Here is a 23,798-nt window from a genome sequence, read left to right as displayed (position 1 = left end):
GGCGTGGCAGGCTGAGAGGTATGGATTCCGATGTCGTACAGGCCGTCAACCGCCTCACCTCGCGCTGGGCCCGGGAGCTGCCGACCGGTGGCAACACTGTCGTGTCCGGGCTCGGGCTCTGGCCGCTGCTGGCGTTGCTGGCGACGGCGGCCGATGAACCGGGGCGGAGCGAGTTGGCCGAGGCGGCTGGGGTCGATGCCGGCGATGGCGCGGCCAAGGCGGTCGAGTTGATCGAGGCTGTGGACAGCGCTCGCGATCTGCATGCGGCGCTCGGGGTGTGGGTGCACGAGCAGTTGAAGCTGAGCGAGTCGTTCGATTCCGTAGTACCGGCTGCGTTGAGTGGGACGTTGACGGGTGATCTGGCGGGGGACAAGGCGAAGCTTGATGCGTGGGCGACGAAGCACACGGACGGGTTGATTCGGGAGATGCCGCTCGAGGTGACGCCGGATCTTGCCGTAGTACTGGCGTCGGCGTTGTCTTTGCGGACGACTTGGGAGCTGGCGTTCACGGAGCAGGTCAGGCAGGTGCACGAGGGGCCTTGGGCGGGTGGCGCTTGGCATTGGCTGGAGCGGACCGATCGCGACCTGGGGACGGTGAGCCTGTACGACGGGCTGACGGTGGTGACCGTGCAGGGAGACGCTGATGTGGACGTGCTGCTCGGGATCGGGGCTGCTGATGCGCCGCAGGCCGACGTACTGGGTGGGTTGCTGGCCGCGTCGGCAGGTGCTGATGGGCTGGCCGGCGCGGAGTTGATCGAGCGGGGTCAGCCGGGCGACGACGTGGCGCCGGGGGTGCGGATCGGGCAGACGACTGCGCCGGTGCCGGATGTGAGGCTGTCGCTGCCGTCGTTCAAGGTGGAGGCCGAGCATGATCTGCTGGATCTGCGTGAGCTCTTCGGGCTGGCGACGGTGACCTCGTCGCCGCGCGGTGCTGGGCACTTCAGCGCGCTCAGTCCGGACTCGCTGGTGGTCGGGCAGGCGCGGCAGACCGTACTGGCGCGGTTCTTCGCGACCGGGTTCGAGGCGGCCGCGGTGACGGCGATGGGGTTGATGCGGACGTCGATGCCGACCAAGCAGGCGCGGCGGCTGGAGGTGTCGCTGAATCGGCCGTTCGCGTTCGTCGCGGTTCATCGGGAATCCCGGCTGCCGGTGGTGGCCGGATGGATCGCTCAGCCGACGGAACCCGCTGTATGGAACAGTCTGTTGAGGAGGGCGGAGGCCTCGTCGACCTGGTCTTGATCTCCGGTCAGCAGGAGGTCGAAGAGCAGGCCGCGCGAGGCGGCCAGGCCGAGGCGCGCGTACACCGGGGCTTGGTCCGTGGGGACGCCGGCGCGGATGCAGAGGTCTGTCAGCGGTGGCAGCCAGACGTTGATCAGGTCTGCTTTGAGCGCCTCGGTGTGCGGGAGATTCTGCATGGCGTGGGCGGACAGCTCGAAGAACAGCGGGCCGTAGATCAGCGTGGCCTCGGTGACTCGGCGCCAGAACCGCTCGGAGAGCTCGGCGATCGGGAGGTCCTGGTCGGCGAGGGTGCTGAGCAGCTCGCGTTGCTGGGCTTCGACCGTGCGGACGACGTCGGCCAGCAGGCCTTCGCGGGAGCCGAAGTGGTAGATCAGCATTCGGTGGCTGGTGCCGATGCCCGTTGCGATGGCGCGCAGACTCGCGTCGCCGATGCCGTGCTTGGCGAAGTACTCGACGGCGTCGGTGAGCAGATGCTCGCGGCTCACGCCTCGCTGACCTTCTTCAGACTCTGGCCTTCGAGCGCGATGTACTCCCGGGTGAGCTTGGCGTACAGCTTGCCGAACACCCAGCCGAGCGGCCCCTCCTGGATGATCGTCGCCGTCACGACGGTGCCCTCGGGGGTGCTCTCGACCCGGTGACCGCCGGTCGTCTTGATACCGGGCGCGCGCGAGACCCATTCGAAGTACTCGCCATCGACCAGCTCGGTCACCTCCCAGACGGCGACCGGCAGCTTGGGCTGCCGGACCCGGGTCTTCGCGCCGAGATGGATGGGACCTGGGTCGAGCCGCTCGACCGCGGTGATGGTCGGCGTCCACTCCGGCCACTTCGCGACGTCGCTGAAGATCGCCCAGACGCGGTCGGCCGGAGCCTGCACGGTAACGGAATGATCGAAGCGCATGTACCAAATGGTACATGTTTTGCGTCAGATGTCGATCAGATCTCTCGTCCTGAGGTCTTCGTGTCCGCCCCCGGCAGGTAGGGTCAGGCGCATGGCTGACCACAACGTCCCGGACAACGAGCAGGACCCGGGCGCGAGCACCCAGATGTTCCGCGCCTTCGTGAACGAGGCCCAGGCCGAGCCGACGGTAGAGCCGAAGGTGAACGGCCGCACCCTGGCCATCGCCGGCGCGGTCGTCATCGTCCTCGCCATCGTCGCCGCAATCCTGGTCCTCTGACCCTCGCTCCCTTGATGTGACCGCCGTCGCTCCACAGGCCCGACGGCGGTCTGTTGACCCCTCCCAGCGGGCTGTCGGGTGACTTCCCCCGCGGTACTGGACTGGGACGGCAGCGACGATGCGGGTGAGATCAACGCGCCGACCTGGGCCGAGGTCGACGAGCGGCTCAGAGCATTGAACGGCTACGACCGAACGATCCTGACGCTGACCCGGGGCGACGCTCACCTGGCGGTCGGTGGCGACGCCGCGAGTGGGCTTGTCCTGTACGTCGACCTCGGTGGCGAGGACTTCCGCAACCTGATCGGCCCCAGGACGGACAAGTGTTTGGTGGAAATAGTGGCTGGCGGACAGCCCGGCAACTACCAATCTCGCCAGGTGGTCTCGGTGGAGCAAGCCCTGGCCGCCGCAAGGGTCTTCTGGGAAGCAGGCAAGCTCGACCCGGCCCAAACCTGGGAAACCCATTAGGCCCGTTCCGTGTTCGTGCCCGGCCGGGTGAGTCAGCCGTTCGGTTGGGACGCTCTGGTGGAGGCTGTCGAGCATTTTCAGGCTGTTCTTGCGAGATCGATCCGAGGCCTGGGAGTAGACACCTCGGTGGTCTCGCGGGACCTGATTCGCTGGGGTTCCCGCCTTGACGGCTGATGGTCGTTGACGGGGGGCCGTTGGCGGATGGAGCATGGGGGCTCGGCTAGGGAGGTCTCGGATGGCGGACGTAGTCAGGGCGGCGCTGGTTCAGACGAACTGGACCGGTGACCAGGAGTCGATGACGAAGGCGCATGAGGAGTATGCGCGTCAGGCGGCGGCTGCTGGGGCGAAGGTGATCTGCTTTCAGGAGCTGTTCTACGGGCCGTACTTCTGCCAGTTGCAGGATCCCAAGTTCTACGAGTACGCCGAGAGTGTGCCGGGGCCTACGACCGAGCGGTTTCAGGCGTTGGCCAAGGAGCTGGGCCTGGTGATGGTGCTGCCGATGTACGAGCAGGAGCAGCCGGGGGTGTTGTACAACACCGCCGCGGTGATCGATGCTGATGGCAAGTACCTCGGGAAGTACCGGAAGAACCATATTCCGCAGGTGAACGGGTTCTGGGAGAAGTTCTACTTCCGGCCGGGGAATCTGGGGTATCCGGTGTTCGACACCGCGGTCGGCCGGATCGGCGTCTACATCTGTTACGACCGGCACTTCCCGGAGGGGTGGCGGGCGTTGGGGTTGGCGGGGGCGAAGATCGTGTTCAATCCGTCGGCCACCAGTCGCGGCCTGTCGTCGTACCTGTGGAAGCTCGAGCAGCCGGCCAGTGCGGTGGCCAACGAGTACTTCATCGGGGCGATCAACCGGGTCGGGATCGAGTCGGAGTTCGGGGAGAACGACTTCTACGGAAGCTCGTACTTCGTGGATCCGGAGGGCAAGTTCGTCGGCGACGTCGGGCACGACTACGACCCCGAGCTGATCGTCCGGGACCTGGATCTGGGGTTGCTCGACACCGTGCGCGATCGGTGGCAGTTCTACCGGGACCGGCGGCCGGACGCTTACGGGGACCTGACCAAGCCGTAGCAGGCCGCACAAAGGGAGCGCCGAAGATGTCGTTGCTGATCAAGGGTGGGACTGTGGTCGGGCCGACCGGGGCTCAGGTCGCGGATGTGCTGGTCGACGGCGAGAAGATCGTCGCGCTGTTCGATCCGGCGTACGGGCAGAGCGTGCAGGCGGAGCAGGTGATCGATGCCGCAGGCAAGTATGTGATCCCGGGCGGGATTGACGCGCACACGCACATGGAGCTGCCGTTCGGCGGTACTGCGGCCAGCGACACCTTCGACACCGGGACGCGCGCCGCGGCCTGGGGCGGGACAACCACCATCATCGACTTCGCGGTGCAACGCACCGGCGAGGTGGTGCAGGATGGGCTGGCCGCCTGGCATGCGAAGGCCGAGGGCAACTGCCACGTCGACTACGCGTTCCACATGATCCTCGGTGGGGTCGACGGCGATGCGCTGAAGGCGATGGATCAGCTCGTCACCGACGAGGGCATCACGAGTTTCAAGCTGTTCATGGCCTATCCCGGAGTCTTCTACTCCGACGACGGGCAGATCCTCCGCGCGATGCAGACCGCGCGTGAGAACGGCGCGATGATCATGATGCACGCGGAGAACGGGATCGCGATCGACGTCCTCGTGCAGCAGGCGCTGGCCCGCGGCGAGACCGATCCGATCTACCACGGCATCACCCGGCCGGCCGCGCTGGAGACCGAGGCGACCAGCCGGGCGATCACGCTGGCCGAGGTCGCGCAGGACTGCCCGCTCTACATCGTGCACCTGTCCGCGAGCGGAGCGCTGGAAGCGGTCGCCGCGGCGCGCAACGACGGCCGGAACGTGTTCGCCGAGACCTGCCCGCAGTACCTGTACCTGACGCTGGAGGACCAGCTCGGCGCACCCGGGTTCGAGGGTGCGAAGTACGTCTGCTCGACGCCGCTGCGGAGCAAGCACGAGAACCACGCCAAGGACCTGTGGAAAGGGCTCCGGAGCAACGATCTCGCGGTGGTCTCGACCGATCACTGCCCGTTCTGCTTCAAGGACCAGAAGGAGCTCGGCGTCGGCGACTTCTCCAAGATCCCGAACGGGATCGGTGGCGTCGAGCACCGCGTCGACCTGCTGTACCAAGGGGTCGTCGACGGTCAGCTCAGCCTCGAGCGCTGGGTCGAGACGATCGCGACCACGCCGGCCCGGATGTTCGGGCTGTACCCGCAGAAGGGCATCATCGCGCCGGGGTCGGACGCCGACATCGTGATCTACGACCCGGCCGGCACCACCCGGCTCGGGGTCGAGACCCATCACATGAACATGGACTACTCGGCGTACGAAGGCGTGGAGATCGCGGGCAAGGTCGGCACGGTGATCTCGCGCGGCGAGGTGATTGTGGCCGATGGCAACTACCATGGCCGGAAGGGCCGCGGCCGGTACCTGAAGCGCGGCCTCTCGTCGTACCTGGTCTAGGGGGAAGCTATGGACTTCGGAGTCGTGTTCCAGCTGGATCCGCCCGCGTCCGCCGTGGTGGACCTCGCGCGCAAGGCCGAGGAGGCCGGGTTCGACTACGTCTGGACGTTCGACTCGCACCTGCTCTGGCAGGAGCCGTTCGTCATCTACAGCCAGATCCTGGCCGCCACTGAGCGGGTCGTCGTCGGCCCGATGGTGACCAATCCGGGCACCCGGGACTGGACCGTGATCGCGTCCCAGTTCGCCACCCTGAACGAGATGTTCGGCAACCGCACGGTCTGCGGGATCGGTCGCGGCGACTCCGCGCTGCGCACGCTCGGCGCCAAACCCGGCACGATCGCGGAGATGAAGCAGTGCGTCGAGGTGGTCCGCGAACTGGCGGCCGGGCGCACGGTCGCGTACCGCGGCCAGCAGCTCAAGTTCAGTTGGGTGGAGGACGGCAAGCTCGAGGTCTGGGTGGCGGCGTACGGGCCGAGGGCGTTGCAGGCAACGGGTGAGGTCGGCGACGGCTACATCCTGCAGCTCGCCGATCCCGACATCGCCGCCTGGATGATCTCCGCCGTACGCCGGTCCGCCGAGGAGGCCGGCCGCGATCCGGCGAAGATCACCTTCTGCGTGGCCGCACCGGCGTACGTCGGTGACGACCTGGAGCACCAACGCGACCAGACCCGCTGGTTCGGCGGGATGGTCGGCAACCACGTCGCCGACATCGTCGAGCGGTACGGCGCCGACGGCGGCGTGCCGAAGGCGCTGACCGACTACATCGAGGGACGCAAGGGCTACGACTACGCCGAGCACGGCCGGGCGGGCAACACCCACACCGATTTCGTGCCCGACGAGGTCGTCGACCGGTTCTGCATCCTCGGACCGGTCGAGAACCACCTGGCCCGGCTGGAGGAACTGAGGGCGATCGGTGTCGACCAGTTCGCCCTGTACCTCCAGCACGATGCCAAGCAGGAGACGCTGGATGCCTACGGCAAGCAGATCATCCCGGTCGTCAACGGATGATGTTGATGGTCAACGGCACCGAGGTGACGTTGCCTGCGACATCGGTCGCGGTCGCGGTCACCGTGTGCACCCCGACGGACTTGGTGCTGCTCCAGTTGTAGTTGTACGGCGACGACGTGTCGGTCTTGAGCGTCGTCGTACCGTCCTTGAAGACCACCTTCGCGACACCTGACCCGCCGGTGTCGGTCGAGGTCGCCACCAGCGGGACCGTCGCGCTCCGCTGGTACGTCGAGTTGTTGGCCGGGCTGGTGAAGGTGACTGCCGGCGCCACGCCGTCGACGCGAATCTGCTGCGATTTGGTTGCCTCGACATGGCCATCGACATCGGTCGAGTAGTACTTGACCGTCTTGGTCGAGGTGAGGGCGAACGGCCCGGTGTAGGTGACGGCCGTTGCGCTGGTCACCGGGTTGCTGCCGTCGGTGGTGTACCGGATACTGGCGATCGCCGAGCCGTCGGCGTCGGTCGCGGTCAGATCGACAGCCACCGAGCTGGACAGGTACCAAGCCGTGGTGCAGGCAGCGCCGTTGCACTTGATGGTGGTGACCGGCGGGCTGGCCGGCGCGGGTCCGCCGCCACCCATCACCTCGCCGACCGTCTTGACGACCGTGCCCGAGCCCTCGCGTGCCTTGAGCCAGTCGAGGAACGCGGCGAACGTGGTCGGGCTGAACGAGCTGTCGCCGGTGCAACTGTTGGAGCAGATGCCGTGGAAGCTGAGCACCACCCAGCCGCCGCCGTGCGTCTCGGCCTGCGTGACGTACTTCTGCATGGTCGCCAGCGTCGTACTCGACTCGGCGGAGTCCGGTCCGCGCAAGGCGAAGGCGTCCTGCGGTGGGATCGACTCGGCGTAGTCGCAGTCGTCGCAGTCCGGGCCGCGGATGTCGCCGACCGTACGGGCGCTGGAGTAGCCGCAGCCCTGGACGACCTGCTTGGCGGTGCTGTTGTAGTCGGCCTCCGGATAGGCGAACGACGCCGGTGCCGGGAAGCCCTGCGCGATCAGGTTCGACCGGTCGTTGCAGACCTGGGCGGTGGCGTTGGCCCGGCTGACGCTGGTCAGGTTGACGTGGTTCAGCGTGTGCCCGCCGATCTCGTTGCCGGCGTCGGCGATGGTGTGGATCTGCGGCCAGGTCAGGTAGTACGCCGACGAGCCGACCAGGGCCGAGTTGATGTAGAAGGTGCCGCGCATCCCGCGCGACTGCAGCGTCGGCACGATCGCGGCGTGGGACGCCTGGCCGTCGTCGAAGGTCAGCGTGACGACGGTGTTGGTGGCCGCCGCGGCCGGCTGGATCGCGAACAGCGATCCGGCCACCAGCACGAGCGCGGCAAGTTGCACGGCAAAGCGATGTCGCATGACAAATCCCCCCTTGCTCCCCGGTCCCCACTTCTGCCCCCAGGGGGACCCCCACGCGTCAGAGTACGGCGGGCCGCTGACGTCGGCCAGAGGGCGGAAGAAAGAAGCGGACCGGGGAACGAGAGGCAAGCGTCAGGCCGGGCCGTACGGGAACAGGGTGTTCGGGTCGTACGTCGCGCGGACCTCGGCGAGGCGGGCGAAGGTTTCCTTGGGCCAGGACGCCTCGTACGAGCCGGGGACCTTCAGGCCGCCGGCGTAGTTGATGGTGGTCTCGGAGGAGACCCACGGCTGGAGCGGGGTGAGCAGCGCGTCGGCTGCCGGCGGCAGGACAGTCTCGAACAGGCTGGGGTCGGGGACGCCGGCCATGAAGTACGTGTACGCGCCGCTGCGACCGCCGACAGCACTGCCCTCCGGTACGTCGCGCTGGGTCGCGCCGCCGAGGTGACGGAGCTCGATCGCGATGAACGGGACCTGCTGGTCAGGGCCCGCCGCGCTGAGGAACGCCTCGACGAAGCCGGCGTCGAGATCGGTCAGCAGGCCGCCGCGGTCCCAGCCCGGGCCAGGGTCCCTGGGGTCGTTGTGGATCGTCGCGATCGCTGCTGCCGGCATCTCGGCGACCGCGTCGATGATGGTCGGGCCGACGTCGCGGATCGGCTGGAAGAGTCGCTCGCCCTCGGCCGGGTCGCCGACGAAAGCGAAGCGGGCGCTCAGCACCGTCTTGCCGCGCAGCGGTTCCGGGATGAACTCCAGCGGAGGCAGCCGGAGGATGGCGACCGAGGAGGTCGCGGTCTCGGGCAGCGTGTGGGTCCAGTCGACCCAGGTGGCGAGCGCGTCGGCGATCTGCGGGGCGTCGAAGAACACCGAGCCGCCGTACAGGGTGCTGAGCTCGACGAGTTCGAAGTCCAGCGAGGTGACGATGCCGAAGCCGCCCTTGCCGCCGCGCAGCGCCCAGAACAGGTCCGGGTTCTCGGTCGCGCTCGCGGTGACGACCTCGCCCGAGGCGGTGACGACCCGGAAGCCGCGGGCCCAGTCGGAGGAGAAGCCGTAGGTGCGGGAGAGCGGGCCTAGACCGCCTCCAAGGGTGTAGCCGATACAGCCAACGTTGTCCGAGGCCCCGGCGACCGGTGCCAGACCGTGCTCGGCCGCGGCCTCGATCACCTCGGCCCACCGGCTGCCGGCGTTGATGTGCGCGATCCGGGTCGCGGGGTCGATGGTGACGCCGGTGAGCCGGGAGGTGGTGGCGAGGATGCCGTCAGTCACCGGTACTGCGGAGCCGTGGCCGCTGGCGAGCACGCGGACCGGCGTACCGGCGGCTGCTGCGACGCGGACCAGAGCGGCGGCGTCTTCCTCCGAGGTGAGGCCGACGGCGACCTCGGGAGTGTGCACGGTCGCCGTGTTCCAGGCGGCGACCTCGGTGCTGAAATCGGCGTCGTCCGGGCCCAGGACGGGGCCGGCGACGGAGCTGCGGAGCTGGTCGATCAGGGTCATGATGCCTCTCTTTTCAAGCCGTAATGCCGTTACTACTCACTGATTCCGGTGCGCTCGACGCCTTCGACGATCCAGCGCTGCAGGAAGACGAACATCACCACCAGCGGCAGGATCGCGATGGTGGCGGCAATGAACAACTGCGGGAGGTTGATGGTCTGCGCGGTGAGGAAGGTGGACAGCGCGATCTGCACCGTCCAGGCGGACTGGTCGGGCGCGATCACCAGCGGCCAGAGGAACGCGTTCCAGGAGCCGATGAAGGTGATGGTGGCGATGGCGGCGATGAACCCCTTCGAGTTCGGCACCACGATCCGCCAGAACGTGCCCCAGTACGCCGTACCGTCGAGCGCCGCCGCCTCTTCGAGCTCGCGCGGGAAGTTGAGGAAGTACTGCCGGAACAGGAAGGTCGCGAACGCCTGGAACAACCCCGGGATGATCAGCCCGCGCAGCGTGCTGACCCACCCCAGCGACGAGACCAGCACGAAGCTCGGCACGAACGTCACCGCCGCCGGGATCAGCAAGGTGGCGACGATGAAGTAGAACACCGCGTTGGCGTAGCGGAACGGGATCCGGGCCAGCCCGTACCCGGCCAGTCCGGAGATCACCAGGACGCCGATCGTCTGCACGGTGGCGATCACCAGTGAGTTGACCAGCGACCTGAACATCGGGACGGCCGGATTGCTGAACAGGTCGGCGATGTTGCTCCACTGCAGCGACGAGGGGAACAGCTTCCAGGTCGGTGCGGTGATGTCCTGCTCGGTCGACAACCCGTTGCGCAGCAGCAGATAGAACGGCAGCAGGAAGAACAGCGCGCCGATCCCCAGTACGACGTACCGGAGCACGCTGCCGGTCTTGTCGGCGCGGGACCGCTGGACCACTGCCATCTCAGTCCTCCTTCCGGCCGAGGCCCAGGAAACGTCCCTGGCCGAGGGCGACGAGCGCGATCAGCAACGTGAGGATGACGGCGCCGGCGCTGCCGTGGCCGAAGTCCTGACCCTGGCCGAGCGCCGCGTAGTACAGGTAGACCAGGGGCGGTCGCGCGTACGGCGGGTACTGCCCCGAACTGGAGAGCAGGTTGTAGAACTCGTCGAAGGCCTGGAACGCGTTGATCAGGAGCAGCAGCAGTACCGCGGTCGAGGTCGCGCGGAGTTGCGGCAGCGTGATGAAGCGCAGCACCTTCCACCCGGTCGCGCCGTCGATCGCGGCCGCCTCGTAGAGCGACGGCGCGATCCGCTGCAGCCCGGCGAGGAACAGGATCATGTAGAAACCGGCCTGCAGCCACATCCGCGCCGACACGATCACCAGCCAGTACCAGGGTGGCTGGGTGACCGAGAGCCAGGCGATCGGCTCGATCCCGAACCAGTCGAGCACCGTGTTGGCCAGGCCGAACCGGACCCCGGAGAAGATCGAGAGTTTCCAGATCAGCGAGGCCACGACGTACGAGCAGGCGGTCGGCAGGAAGAAGACCGAGCGGAAGAAGGTCTTCGCGAACCGGGCCCGGTTGACCAGCAGCGCCAGCCCGAGCGACATCACGAAGCTGGTCGGCACGATGAACAGCGCGAACACGACGAAGGTGAGCAGGCTGGAGCGGAAGGACGAGTCCTTCAGCATGTCGAGGTAGTTGCCCAGGCCAACGAAATCCGTCGGGGTGACCGTGTTGTAGGCGTCGAAGAAGCTCAGCCAGATCGACCACAGGATCGGGACGTAGACGAACACCACCAGCCCGAGCACGAACGGGCCGACGAAGATCAGGAACCAGAGGTTGCGGTCGTACCTGCCCCGCAACCTGGCGGTGACGGTCGACATCAGCCGGCGACGCGCTTGAGTTCCGCCTCCACGATCGCCTTGACGGCCTTGATCTCGGTGGCCGGGTCGGTGCCGTTCTTGATGATCCGGTTGAGCGCGTCGGAGTACGCCGTGCCGGACTTGGGGGTCCACAGCAACGGTGTCTGGGCGTGCCCGTTCTCGTTGACGAACCGTACGGCGTCGGCGGCCGGTCCCGACTTCAGCTTCTCGGCCTTCTCGGCCAGGCTCTTGCGGGCCGGGATGTGGAAGCCGTACGACTGGGCCCAGTCGAGCTGCTTGTCGGTCTGGTCCACCCACAGCCACTTGACGAACTTCTTGGCCGCGTCGACGTTCTTCGACTTCGCGCTGACCGCGGAGCCGTAGGCGCCGACCGTGACGCTCGGCGCGCCGGTCGAGCTGTCCAGCTTGGGCCAGGGCAGCACGCCGAAGTCGTCCGGGAACGCCTTCTGGATCTGCGGGAAGGTCCACAGACCGGTGAACTGCATCGCGGTCAGCCCCTGGGTGAAGGCGGACGGGTCGGACCAGTCGGTCGGTGCCCCGAGCAACAATGCCTTGGAGGTGAACAGCTCGCGCAGCTTGCGCAGCGACTCGACCGCGGCCGGGTCGTCGAAGCCGAAGGCGTTGTCCTCGGTGAGATAGTCGACGCCGGCCGACCACAGCGCCGGGCCGCCGAGGATGCCGACGCCGCCGTCGTTGCCGACGAACAGGCCCTTCACCTTGTCGGTGGTCAGCTTCTTGGCCGCGGCGATCAGCTCGTCGACGGTGGTCGGCGGCTGGACGCCGGCGGCCGACAGCAGGCTCTTGCGATAGACGAGCAGCTGCATGTCGGTCACCTGCGGTACGGCGTACAGCTTGCCCTGGTAGGTGTTACGGGCGATCAGCGACGGCGTGAAGTCGGCCTTGGTGTCGCCGAGCAGGTCGGTCAGGTCGACCACCTGCCCGCCCTTGATCATGTCGATGCTCGGGCCGTTGCCGTACTCGAAGATGTCCGGTCCGCCGTCGGTGAGCAGCGCGGAGGCGGTCTTCTTGTCGTAGTCGCCGGGGGACCACTGCACCGTCACGGTGGCGTCGGGGTACTCCTTGGCGTACTTCTCGACCGCCTGCTGGGTGCCGGCCTCGCCGTACTGGTGGTACCACTGCGCCAGGGCCGGCTTGCCGCCCGAGGAACCGGAGCCGCCGTCCGACTCGCGGCCGGTGTTGGAGCCACAGCCCGCGACCGCCATCGCGGCCAGGCCGCCGCCGACGGCCAGGAACTTCCGGCGGTTGAATCCGTTGCTACCAGCACCCGACATCTCGACGTACCTCCGCAGTTCCGGCGCGGTCCCGACACCGCGCACCGATCTTCCGACCCTAAGGCCGCAAGGGGCTGACGTCGTGCTATTTCCACTCCGTGAAAATGTTTCTCCGTCAGGCGTCGGAGAGCCGGGCGATGGTGGCGCTGGCGCGGCGGACGATCGGGACCGGGCCGGCCGGGAGGACGTCGCCGATGAAGGTGTAGTGCCGGAGGATGTCGGGGTCGACGTCGCCGGGGCGGCTGCGGGAGTGGTCGCGGACCCAGTCGATGATGTCGCCCCAGCCGGGCGCTGCCAGCGAGCCGCCGAAGTGCTGGACGGACAGGCCGGCGCAGAGATTACCGAAGGCGAGCCGGTGGGCGAGCGGCCAGCCGCGCAGCGTGCCCAGCACCAGGGAGGCCAGGAAGACGTCGCCTGCGCCGGTCGGGTCGTAGGAGCGGACCGGCAGGGCGGGGATGTGCTCCTCTTCGCCGGTCAGCGAGTCGATCGCCAGTACGCCGTCCGACCCGTTCGTCACCACAGCGAGCGGCACCCGGTCAGCCAGCTTGTGCAGCGCGGCCTTGGGGGTGTCGGTGCGGGTGTAGGCCATCGCCTCACCCGCGTTGGGGGTGAAGGCGTGGAAGCCCTCGAGTACGTCGAGGACCGCGGGGGACCAGACATCGGTCGGGTCCCAGCCGACGTCGCCGAACAGCAACGCGCCGGACTCGCGGGCCTCGGCCGTCCAGCTCGGCAGTTCCTCGGCGACCGGCACGATCGCGGAGCGCGTCCGCAGGCCCGGGCCGACCAGCTTGCTCGGGTCGCCGGGGGCTTCGTGGGCGTGGGTGACCATCGCCCGGTCCCGGTCGATCGACATCGAGACGGTGACCGGGGAGTGCCAGTGGCCGATCCGGCGCGAGTGCGACAGGTCGACGCTCTCCTGGTCGGCGAGCGTGCGCCAGCAGAAGTCGGCGTACACGTCGTCGCCGAAGACGGCGGCCAGGCCGCTGCGCAGGCCGAGCCGGCTGGCGGCGATGGCGAAGTTGGCGACGCCGCCCGGGCAGGAACCCATCCCCTCGGCGAAGATCTCGGTCCCGGTGGTCGGCGCGGACTCCAGGCCGGTCAGCACGATGTCGAGGAACACGGTCCCCTGCACGAACACGTCGTAGCAGTCGATCTCGTCCATCTGCTGAGTCTGCTCCTTCGTCCGGTGACACTGCGGTGGTGAGAGATTGTCGGTGGCGGCTGGTGTGCTGTCCTTCGTAGCATCATCGACCGGCCATCACCACGGATTTGGGAGGAACGCGATGAGTTCTGGGGTGTGTCCGTGATCCCGATCTGGATCCAGGTGGTCGGGGTGGTCGCCACCGTGCTGAGCCCGTTGCTGGCGCTCGGCGGCGTCGCGCTGGGCGCCTACCTGACCCGCAAGGGCGAGCGGGAGCTGGACACCTGGCGGCATCGCGAGGAGACCATGCGGATGGTCCGCTGGGCGGTCGAGCAGATCCTGGACGGCGACGAGGCCGGTACCGACGCCGGCGTGGTGACGCTGCGCTCACTGATGCGCTCGGAACTGTTACAGGCCGAGGACTACGACCTGGTCGCCGCGCTGACCGCCGCGGTGGCGATCGACCGGGTCGGCTCGGCGGCGTACGCTGATATTGCCGAAGAAGGCGCCGATGTGGTCGAGGGAGACAGTGCCCATGGTTGAGAAGAAGACCGTTCGGGTCTCCCGCCAGGCCATCGAGCTGGCCCGCCTGCACGTGGAGGCCGCCCGCAAGGCCGGCCGCAAGCCCGAGCCGGGCCTGGCCCGGATCGCCGACGCCCGTCCCCAGGCTCCGGGTTCCCCCGCTCCCGCCTGACCTGTACGACGTACGCCCGGGTATCGGACGGGGCGGCATGCCTAGTCGGAGCGGCGGGTTGCAGCACCTACACTGATCGACGGCCGCTCCGGTGGCGTACGGTGCCCTCGTGGTTATCTGTGTGTCACTCCCTGTTCCCGACCACGGCCGGAATCTCACGTGATCCGCTTCGAGAATGTTTCCAAGACGTACGAGGGCCAGTCCAAGGCTGCCCTGCTGAACGTCGACGTCGAGATCGAAAAAGGCGAGTTCGTCTTCCTGGTCGGCACCTCCGGTTCCGGCAAGTCGACGTTCCTGCGCCTCGTCCTGCGCGAGCACCGGACCACCAAGGGTCACATCATGGTGGCGGGCAAGGACCTGAACCGGCTGGCCAGCTGGCGGATCCCGCAGATGCGCCGGCAGATCGGCACCGTCTTCCAGGACTTCCGGCTGCTGCCGAACAAGACGGTCGCCGAGAACGTCGCGTTCGCCCTGCAGGTGATCGGCAAGCCGCGCTCGCACATCCGCAAGACGGTGCCCGAGGTGCTCGAGCTGGTCGGTCTGGACGGCAAGGAGGACCGGCTGCCGGACGAGCTGTCCGGCGGTGAGCAGCAGCGGGTCGCGATCGCCCGGGCGTTCGTCAACCGGCCGATGATCCTGATCGCCGATGAGCCGACCGGAAACCTCGACCCCGGCACCTCGGTCGGCATCATGAAGCTGCTGGACCGGATCAACCGGACCGGGACCACCGTGGTGATGGCCACCCACGACGTCTCGATCGTCGACCAGATGCGCAAGCGCGTGATCGAGCTGGAGAACGGCCATGTCGTCCGCGACGAGTCGCGTGGCGTCTACGGCTACCAGCACTGACCGCTGCCTGACCGCCTCGCCTGCCTGCAACAGGGCTGATACAGGGACTGACTGACTGATGCGCTTGAACTACATCCTCTCCGACCTGGGGATCGGCCTGCGCCGGAACCTCTCGATGACGATCGCCGTCGTCGTCACCATCTGGGTCTCGCTGTCGCTGTTCGGCAGCGCGCTGCTCGCCCGCGAGCAGGTCGACCTGATGAAGGGGAACTGGTACGACAAGATCCAGATCTCGGTCTTCCTCTGCACCAAGGACTCCGGCGGCCGCGGCTGCACCGGCGCCGAGGTGACCACGGAGCAGAAGAACCGGATCAAGCAGGCGATCGAGTCGAACCCGGACACCGCGCCGGAAGGCGTCTTCGGCGAGTCGAAGAAGGACGCGTTCGAGCAGTTCAAGAAGCTGTACAAGGACTCGCCGATCGTCAGCACGGTGACCGAGGACCAGATGCAGGAGTCCTACCGGGTCAAGCTGAAGGATCCACAGCGCTACCAGAACCTGGTCAGCGCGGTGGCGGGGCTGCCCGGCGTCGACAACGTGCAGGACCTCAGACAGTTCCTCGATCCACTCTTCGACGCCCTGAACAAGCTGAGATGGGGAGCGCTGATAGCAGCGGGCCTGCTGCTGGTCGCGGCCCTGATGCAGATCTCCAACACGATCCGGCTGGCGGCGTACGCCCGGAGACGGGAGATAGGCATCATGCGCCTGGTGGGCGCCTCGAACTTCTACATCCAGCTGCCGTTCCTGCTGGAGGCGATCCTGGCGGCGCTGATCGGGGCGGTCCTTGCCTGCGGCACCCTGTGGCTCGGCGTCTACTTCCTGATCACCAAACAGGCGGAGGAGACGTTCCGGGCCTGGGAGCGGGTCGGCGCGCCCGAAACCTTCCGGGCCACCTTGATCATGGTGGTGGTCGGGCTGGTGCTGGCGGTCGTTCCGACATTCCTGACAACCCGGAAATACCTCAAAGTCTGACCTGGGTGACCTATCGTGCAGTAGCACGTCACTTTCACCCATAGCAAGGGGTCGACTGTGGTCCCGCACTTCCCCGGTGCGAACCCGCGCAAGCGGGGGAGCATCAAGCGAGACGACAGCATCGGCGCCGCCGCCACACCGTTGGGACGATCCGCCAGGCAACGCCTGCGCGGCGCGCCGCAGCGGCAGACGGTCATCGCCGCTTGCTGCGTTGTCCTGTCCATGACCGCCGGAGCACTGGCGGTGGTTCCCGCTGCCCAGGCGGACCCACCGGATCCAGCCGCGAAGAAGAAGCAGCTCGACTCGCAGATCAACGAGTCGAAGGCCGACTTGAAGCAGTCCTACGACCAGGTCGCCAAGTCCGTTGCCGCGTACAACCAGGCGGAGACGCAGTACAAGGCCGTCACGGTCCGGTACGCCGTTGCGCAGGGCAAGCTCAGCGCGGCGAAGGCGGCCGACGTGGTGGCGGCCGGCAAGCTCAAGCAGGCCGAAGAGGCGCTGAAGACGGCGATCTCGGACGTCGACGAGGGCGAGCAGGTGATCCTGCGGCAGAAGCAGGTGGCCGGCCGCGCCGCGCAGTCGGCGTACCAGCAGCAGAACAGCCTGGTCGGGCTGTCCATCGTGCTGCGCGGCGCCTCGCCAGCGGACGTTGCCAGCGGCATCCAGGTGCAGCGGAACGTGTTCAAGATCCAGAGCAACACGATCACCAAGCTCAACAACGCCCAGGCGCAGCTCGCGAACAAGCGGGTCAAGCTGACGGCGGCCGAGAAGGTCGTCTCCGCGCAGCGGGCCGAGTCGGCGCGCACGGTCAAGGAGGTGACCGCGCTGACGCTGCAGGTCGCCGCCGACAAGGCCGAGGCGGCCAGGCTGGCCGCGGCCAAGCAGACCACGCTGAAGGTCGCGGAGCGGGACCGGAACTCGGAGCAGGCGCAGTACAACGCGCTGGTCGCCGAGCGTGGCCGGGTCGAGCAGATCCTGATCGCCCGGGCGAAGGCCGAGAAGCTGGCGGCGGCGAAGGCGGCTGCCAAGCGCAAGGCGGCCCGCGAGAAGGCCGAGCGGGAGAAGGCCAAGAAGGAGAACCGGCCGCCGCGCGACGTACCGGACGACCCGCCGCCGAGTGACTCGTCGGGGCTGAGCTACCCGATCAACACCTACATCACGTCGCCGTTCGGGATGCGGTTCCACCCGATCCTGAAGTACTGGAAGCTGCACGACGGCACCGACTTCGGCGCCGGCTGCGGTACGCCGATCCACGCGGCGGCCAGCGGGCGGGTGACGGACAAGTACTACAACGGCGGCTACGGCAACCGGTTGTTCCTGTCACACGGCGTGATCGACGGCTCGTCCATCACGACGGTCTACAACCACCTGTCGAAGTACGCCGTGAGCAGCGGCCAGCGTGTCCGCAAGGGCCAGGTGATCGGGTACGTCGGCACAACGGGCTACTCGACCGGCTGTCACCTGCACTTCATGGTCTACCAGGACGGCCGCGTGGTTAATCCGATGAAGTGGTTGTAAGCGGTCGGTGTTGGGATTTGCTTCGCACCGGCGCCGCCCAGGCGGGCACCTCGCGGCGTTGGAGAAGCGTCCACGATGCTCCGCATCGAGGACGCTCCTCCGCCTTGCGATGCACCCACCTGGACGACGCCGGCACTGAAGCAAATCCCAACACCGACCGCTGAGGATCTGGGATACTGGCCGGATGGTGAAACAGACCGGCCACAAACCGATCGCGCAGAATCGTAAAGCGCGGCACGACTACCACATCGACGACGTGGTGGAGGCCGGACTCGTGCTGACCGGGACCGAGGTGAAGTCCCTGCGGCTGGGTCGGGCCTCCCTCGTCGACGCCTTCGCGTCGGTGCGGGCCAACGAGCTCTGGCTGCAGAACATGCACATCCCGGAGTACACGCACGGCACGTGGACCAACCACGAGCCCCGGCGGACCCGCAAGCTGCTGCTGCACAAGGACGAGATGCAGAAGCTGATCAAGGCCGTCGAGCAGCAGGGGGTCTCGCTGATCCCGCTGTCGCTGTACTTCAAGGACGGCTACGCGAAGGTCGAGCTGGCCACCGGGCGCGGTAAGAAGGATTACGACAAGCGGAACGCGCTCGCCGAGCGGCAGGCCGACCGCGAGGCGCAGCGCGCGCTCAGCGACCGGCGCAAGGGCTAGAAGTAGCCGGCCCGAGCGCTGCGAGTAGTAGGGGTCCCGCCAGGGGTTGCTCCGGGCGTCACCCGATGGGGTGGCGGCCCGGCGGCAGGCAGGCTGAAGGCATGTCCACTTCAGACCTGCTGGTGACGCCGGCCCAACGGGACCGCGCCGTCGAGATCATCCAAGAAATGTACGCCGACGGCCGCCTGGACCGCCTGGAGTTCGACACCAGGCTGGAACTCGCGCTGAAGGCCCGGACCCGAGCCGAACTCAACGGCACCTTCGACGGCCTGGTCGCCCGCCCGGTCCCGACCTTCGCCCCAGCGGCCTTCACCCGCCCGCAGCTCCCGGTCAAGCAGTCACCCGGCCGCGGCATGGGCCTGGTCACCCACTGGCTCGGCTTCCCGACCTTCTTCGTCGGCCCCGCCCTGGTCGCCGCCGGCGCCGGCAAGCAGAACCCGGTGGTCCGCAAACACGCCGTCGAGGCCCTCAACTTCCAGCTGAGCGCCTTCGGCCTGTTCGCCCTGCTGGGAGTCGTCACCGGCGTCACCGACGGCTTCACCGGCTTCCTGTTCCCGCTGCTCGGCCTGGTCTGGTTCGTCCTGACCGGCATCGGCGGGCTGGCCGCGCTGGTGGGCTCGGAGTTCAAGTACCCGTTCACCCTGCGGCTGATCAAGTAGTCCGGGAATCCCAGGTGCGGGCGGTTGGTTCTACTTGATAGTGTGAAGGTTCCGCGGTCAGTCAGAGCGCTACCGGGCCGCGGATGTTTGACAACTCAACAGGGGGTGAACGGTTTCGACTTTGGCTGTACGTTTCGAGCGAAGCGGGCCGAGGATCCAGGGTTATCTCGTAAACGATCTCTGGAAAACAATAACTGCCAAATCTACATCGCGCAGTAGCTTCTCTCTCGCCGCCTGACGGCCTGAGCTAACAGAAGCGGTCAGCCTGGGGTTGCTTCCGACCCAGTTCCTGGCCTCAGCTAGGAAGCTTGCTTCGTCAACTCGGTCACGGGGTTGACGCGGGACATTTACAGTGACTGAGCTCGTCAGCAACCCTGTCTGTGGGAGTGCTGGAGCTGAGAAAAGCGACTAACAGACTGCGCCCGGAGAAGTCTCGAGTCGGCACTGAAGGACGCGGGTTCGATTCCCGCCACCTCCACCCCTGAGTAGTTGGACAAAGCCCCGGCCATCGGCCGGGGCTTTGTCATGTCCGGTCGAGGTCGGTGAGGACTTGCTGGGCTATCCGGAAGGCGGTGTTGGCGGCCGGGACGCCGCAGTAGATCGCTGTCTGGAGGAGGAGTTCTTTGATCTCGTCCGGCGTCAGGCCGTTGGTGCGGGCGGCGCGGAGGTGGAGGGCCAGTTCTTCGTGGTGGCCGCCGGCGACCAGGGCGGTGAGGGTGATCAGGGAGCGGCTGCGGCGGTCGAGGCCGGGGCGGGTCCAGATCGTGCCCCAGGCGTACTGCGTGATGAGGTCCTGGAAGTCGGCGGTGAAGTCGGTGGTGGTTGTGGTTGCGTGGTCGACGTGGGTGGCGCCCAGGACCTCGCGGCGGACTGTCATGCCGGCGGTGCGGACTTCGGCGATGGTCGGCGCGTTGGTGGTGTGAGCGTGGATCAGGCGGGCGACTTCCAGTGGTTGTTCGGCGGGGGCGAGGTGGGCGGTGTTGTCGAGGACCACCAGGCGGCCGTTGCTGACGCCGGTGGCGATCGCCTGCAGGCTTGCTGGGGGAGTTGGTACGTCGTCGCGGCCGGCGATGGCTAGTACCGGGGTGTGGATGGTGGCGAGGCGGTCGCGTACGTCGTGGGTGGCGAGGGCTTCGCAGGCCTGGGCGTAGCCTTCGCGGTCGGTGTCTCGGAGGGCGTGGAGGAGGGCGGCGCCGGTTTCGGGGGCGCGGTCTAGGAAGCCGGGGGCGAACCAGCGGGTGGCTGAGGCTTCGAGAACGGCGGTGGTGCCGGAGGCTCGGACAGTGGCGGCGCGTTCGTGCCAGGTGTCGGGCTCGCCGATCTTGGCGCCGGTGCAGAGGAGGACGGCTGACTTGACCCGGGTAGGTGCCTCTAGCAACAGATGGAGTCCGACGGCGCCGCCGATGGAGTCGCCTGCGTAGCTAAAGGAGGTGTGGTCGGCCAGTATCGCCAGCACGCCTGCGGCGAGTTCGGCCAGCGTGTACGGCGATCCGACGGTCGCGTTGGTGCCGTGTCCTGGTAGGTCCCAGGCGATGACTTCGAAGCTGTCGGTGAGGTGCGCGGCTGCCTGCGACCAGAGGGTTTGGGCCGAGGTGCCGAGGGAGGGGCCGAGGACGAGCAAGGGCAGACCGGGTGCGCCGCCGAGGTGTACGGCGGTGATTCTTGGGACGGTCACGCGTTGTCCTCCAAGAAGGTGCGAGCACGGGCGACGGCACCGGCGACCAGTTCGCTGGTGATGCCGAGGTACGTCGTGGGGTCGGGATCGTGCTTGGCGCCGAGCAGGTCGGCGACGCCGCGGCGCTCGGCGAGGACGTCGGCTGCTGAGGCTTCGAGCGTGGTGCGCATCCGGGCGGCGTTGACCTGCAGGCCTTGCAGGAGCTCGGTGGTCTGCGAGGCCGCGACGACGGTACGCCGGCCGAGAGTGTGGAGGGTCGCCCATTCGGTGTGCCAAGCGCCGTCGGGGCGCTGGTCGCCGGTCATCGCCGAGGCGAGATGCATGGTCGAGCCGAGGGCGGGCGCGGCCAGGGCGGCTCGGCGTACGAGGATCGCCAGCACCGGGTTCTGCTTGTGCGGCATGGTCGACGATCCGCCGCCGGTCGCCTCGGTCAGTTCGCCGATCTCGGTGCGCGAAAGCGTCGCGACGTCGGTGGCGACGTGGCCCCAGGCATCGGTGCAGGTCACCAGCGCATCGGCGGCCCCGGTGAGGGGCGCCCGGGAAGTGTGCCACGGGCGGCGAGGGCGGAGACCGAGCGCCTCGGCGGTCATCGTCACGGCCTGTGCGACAACGGAAGGAGCCAGCTCACGCAGTACTGCGAGCTCTGTCGTCGCTGCAAGGGTTCCGACGGCACCGCCCAGCTGCACCGGCAAATCCTTGCGCACGGCAACGACCAGCTCGGCCGCGTCGACAAGCCCATCAAGCCAAGATGCCGCGACGGCCCCGAACGTCGTCGGTACTGCATGCTGTGTCAAAGTCCGCCCGACCATCGGCGTCTCAGCATGGCTCTCGGCCAGCGCCGACGCCGCGATCACCTGGGACCGCAGCTCGTCCAGCAGCCGGTCGAAGACGTCGCGCAGCATGAGCACAAGCGCGGTGTCGAGCACGTCCTGGCTGGTCAGTCCGCGATGCACCCACTCACTGCCGGTTCGCGAACGCAGCAAGTTCACCAACGGGAGCACGGGATTGCCGCCGCTCTCAGCGCCCAAGGCAACGGTCTCCACGTCGTCAGCGGTGAGATCGCAAAGGCTGGACGCCGGCGCGAGACCGGTCTCGACGAGCGCGGCCAGCCAGGCGTTCTCCACGCGCACCATCGCCTCGAGCAACGATGCCTCGGACATCAACTCACCGGCGCGCTCGTCGCCGGCCCAGAACAGATCGGCCATGGCTCTCACTGTCCCGCAAAGGTCAGGAAAACCGTCTCGTCATCACCCTGCAGAACGATGTCGAACACAAACCCAGTGGCATCGGCCGTAGCGACGAGCGTCCCACGACGCTCCGGGTCGACTGACCGCAACAGTGGGTCGTCGGCCAGTGCAGGATCGTCCGGGAGATAGGCACGAGTGAAGAGCCGATCGAGCAGACCGCGCGCGAAGACGGTGACAGCGAAGAACGCCGCACGCCCCGACTCGGTCGCACCCGGGACCAGAGTCGTGAACGAATAGTGCCCCGCGCCGTCAGTTGCCGACCGCCCCCAACCGGTGAAGCTCCAGCCATCGCGATGCAGCGAGCCGGGTTGCTGGACGACCGACCCATCGGGAGCGGCCTGCCAGATCTCGATCAGCGCGTCCGGGATCGGTACGCCGGCGCCGTCAAGCACCCGGCCGTGCAGCCGGATCGCGTCGGCGCGACCGGGCGGTACGAGCTCCGAGTCGCCCTCGAAGGGCAGCGCGTAGTGGAAGAACGGCCCGACGGTCTGCCCCGGTGTGGTCATTCGTCAGCCTCCTCGCGCCAGGTGCGGTGACTGCCGGTCAGCACAATGTCCCAGCGGTACCCCGTGCTCCACTCCGGCGTCGTCAGATCGTGGTCGTACGACGCCACCAGCCGAGCCCGTGCGGCAGGATCCGTGATCGACTGGTAGATCGGGTCGAGGGCGAACAGCGGGTCTCCCGGGAAGTACATCTGCGTCACCAGCCGCTGCGTGAAGCTGGTGCCGAACAGCGAGAAGTGAATGTGCGCCGGGCGCCACGCGTTCCGATGGTTCTTCCACGGATACGGCCCGGGCTTGATGGTCTGGAACCAGTACGAACCGTCGCCACCGGTCAGGAATCGCCCGGCGCCGGTGAAGTTGGGATCGATCGGCGCGGGATGCTGGTCGCGCTTGTGGATGTACCGCCCGCCCGCATTGGCCTGCCACACCTCAACCAACTGCCCCCGGACGGGCCGGCCCTCGCCGTCCACCACACGACCGGCCACCGTGATCCGCTCACCGAGCGGCTCCCCGCTGTGCTGGATCGTCAGGTCCGCCTCGAGCGGGCTGACGTCCTGCGGTCCGAAGCACGGCGCCCACCGCTCGATCGTCTCCGGATCGGCGTGATGCAGATCCTTGGTCGGATGACGCAGAACGCTGCTCCGGTACGCCGGATAGTCGGTCCGCGGCTGCTGCCCACGAGCACTGGAGAGCTGTTCGATCTCCGCACTGATCTCGGCCTGCGAGGGAAGGGTCACCCGACAGACGCTAAGGCTGGTCACCGAGTGATGCGAGGATGGTCTTCCACTGGACGGAAGGACCCGACGTGGCCGGCAACGCCTCACAACCAGGCGCATCGGTGGCCTCACGCGTGCTCGCGCTGCTGGGCGCCTTCGACTCGGACCATCGCGCGCTCACGCTGACCGACCTCGCACGCCGCGCCGGTATCCCGCTGGCAACGGCACACCGCCTCGTCGCCGAGCTGGTCGAGTGGGGTGCCCTAGTACGCCGTACTTCGGGCGAGTATGTCGTAGGCCGGCGAGTCTGGGACCTCGGTTTGCTGGCCCCCGCCCAGTCCGGCCTGCGTCAGGTCGCATCCCCGTTCCTCAACGACATCTACGGCGCAACGCTGGCCACGGTGCACCTGGCCGTCCGTGATGGCGCTCAGGTGCTCTACCTGGACCGCGTCTCGGGGCACGCCTCCGTGCCGGTGGTCAGCCAGATCGGTTCGCGGCTCCCGCTGCACGCGACCGGCGTCGGCAAGGTCCTGCTCGCTTATGCGCCACAGGAGATCCAGGCCGAGGTGCTGAGTAACCTCACCCGAGTCACGCCGTACACGATCACTCAGCCTGGCCGGCTGCGTGAGGATCTGCGCCGCGTGCACCGCGAGGGGTACGCCGTGACCACTGAGGAGATGAGTCTCGGGGCGAGGTGGTGGCAGCGCTTGGCATCGTCGTACCGAGCTTGAAGCGTGATCGGGCCCGGCTGGCAGCTGCACTGCAGGTCGCCGCGCAGGGAGTGGGACGCAGCCTCAGCGGCTGACTTTCACTGAGTGGAAGCGTCGAGTGGCGCTGCCAACC

Annotated in this window: 26 protein-coding genes, 1 other RNA gene and 1 pseudogene; 15 read left to right on the top strand and 13 right to left on the bottom strand. The window is 67.7% G+C overall.

What is annotated here, in order from left to right:
* The first annotated feature begins 20 nt into the window (after nucleotides 1-20).
* The gene (locus AB0P21_RS11680; RefSeq protein ID WP_363695813.1) at nucleotides 21-1,238 is read left to right on the top strand and encodes a serpin family protein; all 1,218 of its coding nucleotides are present in this window, start codon (nucleotides 21-23) and stop codon (nucleotides 1,236-1,238) included.
* Here the strand turns inward: AB0P21_RS11680 and AB0P21_RS11675 are convergent.
* Both AB0P21_RS11675 and AB0P21_RS11670 read right to left on the bottom strand, forming a co-directional pair.
* On the bottom strand, nucleotides 1,169-1,723 hold the full coding sequence (locus tag AB0P21_RS11675) for a helix-turn-helix domain-containing protein (protein ID WP_363695811.1): 555 nt from the start codon (nucleotides 1,721-1,723) through the stop codon (nucleotides 1,169-1,171). The two genes, AB0P21_RS11680 and AB0P21_RS11675, sit on opposite strands and share 70 nt — an antisense overlap.
* Entirely contained in the window at nucleotides 1,720-2,136 is a 417-nt protein-coding gene (locus AB0P21_RS11670) for an SRPBCC family protein (protein WP_363695810.1), read from the bottom strand. The genes AB0P21_RS11675 and AB0P21_RS11670 overlap by 4 nt, the downstream gene beginning before the upstream one ends.
* Nucleotides 2,137-2,227: 91 nt before the next feature.
* Here AB0P21_RS11670 and AB0P21_RS11665 point away from each other — a divergent pair, with 91 nt between their 5' ends.
* The 5 genes from AB0P21_RS11665 (at nucleotide 2,228) to AB0P21_RS11645 (ending at nucleotide 6,397) form a co-directional block, all read left to right on the top strand.
* Nucleotides 2,228-2,413 (top strand): hypothetical protein, encoded by a 186-nt coding sequence (locus AB0P21_RS11665; RefSeq protein WP_363695809.1) that lies wholly within the window; start codon nucleotides 2,228-2,230, stop codon nucleotides 2,411-2,413.
* Nucleotides 2,414-2,491: 78 nt separating this feature from the next.
* Nucleotides 2,492-2,878 carry an Imm1 family immunity protein gene (locus AB0P21_RS11660; RefSeq protein WP_363695808.1) on the top strand — a complete coding sequence of 129 codons (387 nt, stop codon included), beginning with the start codon at nucleotides 2,492-2,494 and terminating at the stop codon, nucleotides 2,876-2,878.
* A gap of 235 nt (nucleotides 2,879-3,113) precedes the next feature.
* Nucleotides 3,114-3,956 (top strand): nitrilase-related carbon-nitrogen hydrolase, encoded by an 843-nt coding sequence (locus AB0P21_RS11655; protein ID WP_363695806.1) that lies wholly within the window; start codon nucleotides 3,114-3,116, stop codon nucleotides 3,954-3,956.
* Nucleotides 3,957-3,982: 26 nt separating this feature from the next.
* Nucleotides 3,983-5,389, top strand: coding sequence for a dihydropyrimidinase (hydA, locus tag AB0P21_RS11650; protein ID WP_363695804.1), 1,407 nt, complete (start codon nucleotides 3,983-3,985; stop codon nucleotides 5,387-5,389).
* Between the two features lie 9 nt (nucleotides 5,390-5,398).
* Nucleotides 5,399-6,397 (top strand): TIGR03842 family LLM class F420-dependent oxidoreductase, encoded by a 999-nt coding sequence (locus tag AB0P21_RS11645; protein WP_363695803.1) that lies wholly within the window; start codon nucleotides 5,399-5,401, stop codon nucleotides 6,395-6,397.
* Here AB0P21_RS11645 and AB0P21_RS11640 read toward each other — a convergent pair.
* From AB0P21_RS11640 to AB0P21_RS11615, 6 genes are all read right to left on the bottom strand, one after another.
* Nucleotides 6,387-7,745 (bottom strand): polysaccharide deacetylase family protein, encoded by a 1,359-nt coding sequence (locus AB0P21_RS11640; protein WP_363695801.1) that lies wholly within the window; start codon nucleotides 7,743-7,745, stop codon nucleotides 6,387-6,389. The genes AB0P21_RS11645 and AB0P21_RS11640 overlap by 11 nt on opposite strands.
* A gap of 132 nt (nucleotides 7,746-7,877) precedes the next feature.
* On the bottom strand, nucleotides 7,878-9,233 hold the full coding sequence (locus AB0P21_RS11635; protein WP_363695799.1) for an FAD-binding oxidoreductase: 1,356 nt from the start codon (nucleotides 9,231-9,233) through the stop codon (nucleotides 7,878-7,880).
* Between the two features lie 32 nt (nucleotides 9,234-9,265).
* Complete coding sequence (locus AB0P21_RS11630) at nucleotides 9,266-10,114, bottom strand: carbohydrate ABC transporter permease (protein WP_363695797.1); 849 nt, start codon at nucleotides 10,112-10,114, stop codon at nucleotides 9,266-9,268.
* A 1-nt stretch (nucleotide 10,115) separates the two neighbouring features.
* Complete coding sequence (locus AB0P21_RS11625; protein WP_363695796.1) at nucleotides 10,116-11,036, bottom strand: sugar ABC transporter permease; 921 nt, start codon at nucleotides 11,034-11,036, stop codon at nucleotides 10,116-10,118.
* Nucleotides 11,036-12,373, bottom strand: coding sequence for a sugar ABC transporter substrate-binding protein (locus tag AB0P21_RS11620; RefSeq protein ID WP_363695795.1), 1,338 nt, complete (start codon nucleotides 12,371-12,373; stop codon nucleotides 11,036-11,038). The genes AB0P21_RS11625 and AB0P21_RS11620 overlap by 1 nt, the downstream gene beginning before the upstream one ends.
* Before the next feature lie 70 nt (nucleotides 12,374-12,443).
* Nucleotides 12,444-13,490 carry a PfkB family carbohydrate kinase gene (locus AB0P21_RS11615; RefSeq protein ID WP_363695793.1) on the bottom strand — a complete coding sequence of 349 codons (1,047 nt, stop codon included), beginning with the start codon at nucleotides 13,488-13,490 and terminating at the stop codon, nucleotides 12,444-12,446.
* A gap of 141 nt (nucleotides 13,491-13,631) precedes the next feature.
* Here AB0P21_RS11615 and AB0P21_RS11610 point away from each other — a divergent pair, with 141 nt between their 5' ends.
* From AB0P21_RS11610 to ssrA, 8 genes are all read left to right on the top strand, one after another.
* On the top strand, nucleotides 13,632-14,012 hold the full coding sequence (locus tag AB0P21_RS11610) for a hypothetical protein (protein WP_363695791.1): 381 nt from the start codon (nucleotides 13,632-13,634) through the stop codon (nucleotides 14,010-14,012).
* The gene (locus AB0P21_RS11605) at nucleotides 14,005-14,163 is read left to right on the top strand and encodes a hypothetical protein (RefSeq protein WP_363695790.1); all 159 of its coding nucleotides are present in this window, start codon (nucleotides 14,005-14,007) and stop codon (nucleotides 14,161-14,163) included. Before AB0P21_RS11610 ends, AB0P21_RS11605 begins: the two co-directional genes overlap by 8 nt.
* 159 nt (nucleotides 14,164-14,322) lie before the next feature.
* Nucleotides 14,323-15,012 carry a cell division ATP-binding protein FtsE gene (gene ftsE, locus AB0P21_RS11600; protein ID WP_360283195.1) on the top strand — a complete coding sequence of 230 codons (690 nt, stop codon included), beginning with the start codon at nucleotides 14,323-14,325 and terminating at the stop codon, nucleotides 15,010-15,012.
* Nucleotides 15,013-15,070: 58 nt separating this feature from the next.
* Nucleotides 15,071-15,982 carry a permease-like cell division protein FtsX gene (ftsX, locus tag AB0P21_RS11595; protein ID WP_363695788.1) on the top strand — a complete coding sequence of 304 codons (912 nt, stop codon included), beginning with the start codon at nucleotides 15,071-15,073 and terminating at the stop codon, nucleotides 15,980-15,982.
* Between the two features lie 57 nt (nucleotides 15,983-16,039).
* Entirely contained in the window at nucleotides 16,040-17,500 is a 1,461-nt protein-coding gene (locus AB0P21_RS11590) for a M23 family metallopeptidase (protein WP_363695787.1), read from the top strand.
* A gap of 184 nt (nucleotides 17,501-17,684) precedes the next feature.
* A complete protein-coding gene (gene smpB, locus AB0P21_RS11585; RefSeq protein WP_363695785.1) occupies nucleotides 17,685-18,155 on the top strand; it encodes an SsrA-binding protein SmpB in 471 nt (156 codons plus the stop codon).
* 101 nt (nucleotides 18,156-18,256) lie between these two features.
* Nucleotides 18,257-18,814: a DUF1707 and DUF4870 domain-containing protein gene (locus AB0P21_RS11580; RefSeq protein WP_363695783.1), complete on the top strand. Its 558-nt coding sequence runs from the start codon at nucleotides 18,257-18,259 to the stop codon at nucleotides 18,812-18,814.
* A 101-nt stretch (nucleotides 18,815-18,915) separates the two neighbouring features.
* Nucleotides 18,916-19,295: a transfer-messenger RNA gene (ssrA, locus tag AB0P21_RS11575) on the top strand.
* A 42-nt stretch (nucleotides 19,296-19,337) separates the two neighbouring features.
* Here the strand turns inward: ssrA and pcaC are convergent.
* The 5 genes and pseudogenes from pcaC to pcaH all read right to left on the bottom strand — a co-directional run bounded on the left by pcaC (nucleotide 19,338) and on the right by pcaH (nucleotide 22,976).
* Nucleotides 19,338-19,691 (bottom strand): 4-carboxymuconolactone decarboxylase, encoded by a 354-nt coding sequence (gene pcaC / locus AB0P21_RS11570; protein WP_363696483.1) that lies wholly within the window; start codon nucleotides 19,689-19,691, stop codon nucleotides 19,338-19,340.
* A gap of 96 nt (nucleotides 19,692-19,787) precedes the next feature.
* Nucleotides 19,788-20,489 (bottom strand): annotated as a pseudogene (locus tag AB0P21_RS11565) (alpha/beta fold hydrolase); the annotation flags it as partial.
* Nucleotides 20,486-21,694 carry a lyase family protein gene (locus AB0P21_RS11560; RefSeq protein WP_363695781.1) on the bottom strand — a complete coding sequence of 403 codons (1,209 nt, stop codon included), beginning with the start codon at nucleotides 21,692-21,694 and terminating at the stop codon, nucleotides 20,486-20,488. The pseudogene AB0P21_RS11565 and the gene AB0P21_RS11560, both read right to left, overlap by 4 nt.
* 5 nt (nucleotides 21,695-21,699) lie before the next feature.
* Complete coding sequence (gene pcaG, locus AB0P21_RS11555) at nucleotides 21,700-22,242, bottom strand: protocatechuate 3,4-dioxygenase subunit alpha (RefSeq protein WP_363695780.1); 543 nt, start codon at nucleotides 22,240-22,242, stop codon at nucleotides 21,700-21,702.
* Entirely contained in the window at nucleotides 22,239-22,976 is a 738-nt protein-coding gene (pcaH, locus tag AB0P21_RS11550; RefSeq protein ID WP_363695778.1) for a protocatechuate 3,4-dioxygenase subunit beta, read from the bottom strand. Before pcaH ends, pcaG begins: the two co-directional genes overlap by 4 nt.
* Nucleotides 22,977-23,077: 101 nt before the next feature.
* On the opposite strand from pcaH, the gene AB0P21_RS11545 reads away from it, so the two are divergent.
* Nucleotides 23,078-23,686, top strand: coding sequence for an IclR family transcriptional regulator (locus AB0P21_RS11545; protein ID WP_363695776.1), 609 nt, complete (start codon nucleotides 23,078-23,080; stop codon nucleotides 23,684-23,686).
* Nucleotides 23,687-23,798: the final 112 nt, after the last annotated feature.

Origin of the sequence: Kribbella sp. NPDC056861, from assembly GCF_040687575.1 — a bacterium.
Classification (GTDB): domain Bacteria; phylum Actinomycetota; class Actinomycetes; order Propionibacteriales; family Kribbellaceae; genus Kribbella.
This window is presented reverse-complemented; position numbering and strand designations above follow the sequence as displayed.

What these genes read in the sequence shown, in the direction of transcription:
- AB0P21_RS11680 (WP_363695813.1), top strand. Translation starts at nt 21, where the DNA reads ATGGATTCCGATGTCGTACAGGCCGTCAACCGCCTCACCTCGCGCTGG.
- AB0P21_RS11670 (WP_363695810.1), bottom strand. Translation starts at nt 2,136, where the DNA reads ATGCGCTTCGATCATTCCGTTACCGTGCAGGCTCCGGCCGACCGCGTC.
- AB0P21_RS11665 (WP_363695809.1), top strand. Translation starts at nt 2,228, where the DNA reads ATGGCTGACCACAACGTCCCGGACAACGAGCAGGACCCGGGCGCGAGC.
- AB0P21_RS11655 (WP_363695806.1), top strand. Translation starts at nt 3,114, where the DNA reads ATGGCGGACGTAGTCAGGGCGGCGCTGGTTCAGACGAACTGGACCGGT.
- hydA (WP_363695804.1), top strand. Translation starts at nt 3,983, where the DNA reads ATGTCGTTGCTGATCAAGGGTGGGACTGTGGTCGGGCCGACCGGGGCT.
- AB0P21_RS11645 (WP_363695803.1), top strand. Translation starts at nt 5,399, where the DNA reads ATGGACTTCGGAGTCGTGTTCCAGCTGGATCCGCCCGCGTCCGCCGTG.
- AB0P21_RS11640 (WP_363695801.1), bottom strand. Translation starts at nt 7,745, where the DNA reads ATGCGACATCGCTTTGCCGTGCAACTTGCCGCGCTCGTGCTGGTGGCC.
- AB0P21_RS11635 (WP_363695799.1), bottom strand. Translation starts at nt 9,233, where the DNA reads ATGACCCTGATCGACCAGCTCCGCAGCTCCGTCGCCGGCCCCGTCCTG.
- AB0P21_RS11630 (WP_363695797.1), bottom strand. Translation starts at nt 10,114, where the DNA reads ATGGCAGTGGTCCAGCGGTCCCGCGCCGACAAGACCGGCAGCGTGCTC.
- AB0P21_RS11625 (WP_363695796.1), bottom strand. Translation starts at nt 11,036, where the DNA reads ATGTCGACCGTCACCGCCAGGTTGCGGGGCAGGTACGACCGCAACCTC.
- AB0P21_RS11615 (WP_363695793.1), bottom strand. Translation starts at nt 13,490, where the DNA reads ATGGACGAGATCGACTGCTACGACGTGTTCGTGCAGGGGACCGTGTTC.
- AB0P21_RS11605 (WP_363695790.1), top strand. Translation starts at nt 14,005, where the DNA reads ATGGTTGAGAAGAAGACCGTTCGGGTCTCCCGCCAGGCCATCGAGCTG.
- ftsX (WP_363695788.1), top strand. Translation starts at nt 15,071, where the DNA reads ATGCGCTTGAACTACATCCTCTCCGACCTGGGGATCGGCCTGCGCCGG.
- smpB (WP_363695785.1), top strand. Translation starts at nt 17,685, where the DNA reads ATGGTGAAACAGACCGGCCACAAACCGATCGCGCAGAATCGTAAAGCG.
- AB0P21_RS11580 (WP_363695783.1), top strand. Translation starts at nt 18,257, where the DNA reads ATGTCCACTTCAGACCTGCTGGTGACGCCGGCCCAACGGGACCGCGCC.
- pcaC (WP_363696483.1), bottom strand. Translation starts at nt 19,691, where the DNA reads ATGACAGTCCGCCGCGAGGTCCTGGGCGCCACCCACGTCGACCACGCA.
- AB0P21_RS11560 (WP_363695781.1), bottom strand. Translation starts at nt 21,694, where the DNA reads ATGGCCGATCTGTTCTGGGCCGGCGACGAGCGCGCCGGTGAGTTGATG.
- pcaG (WP_363695780.1), bottom strand. Translation starts at nt 22,242, where the DNA reads ATGACCACACCGGGGCAGACCGTCGGGCCGTTCTTCCACTACGCGCTG.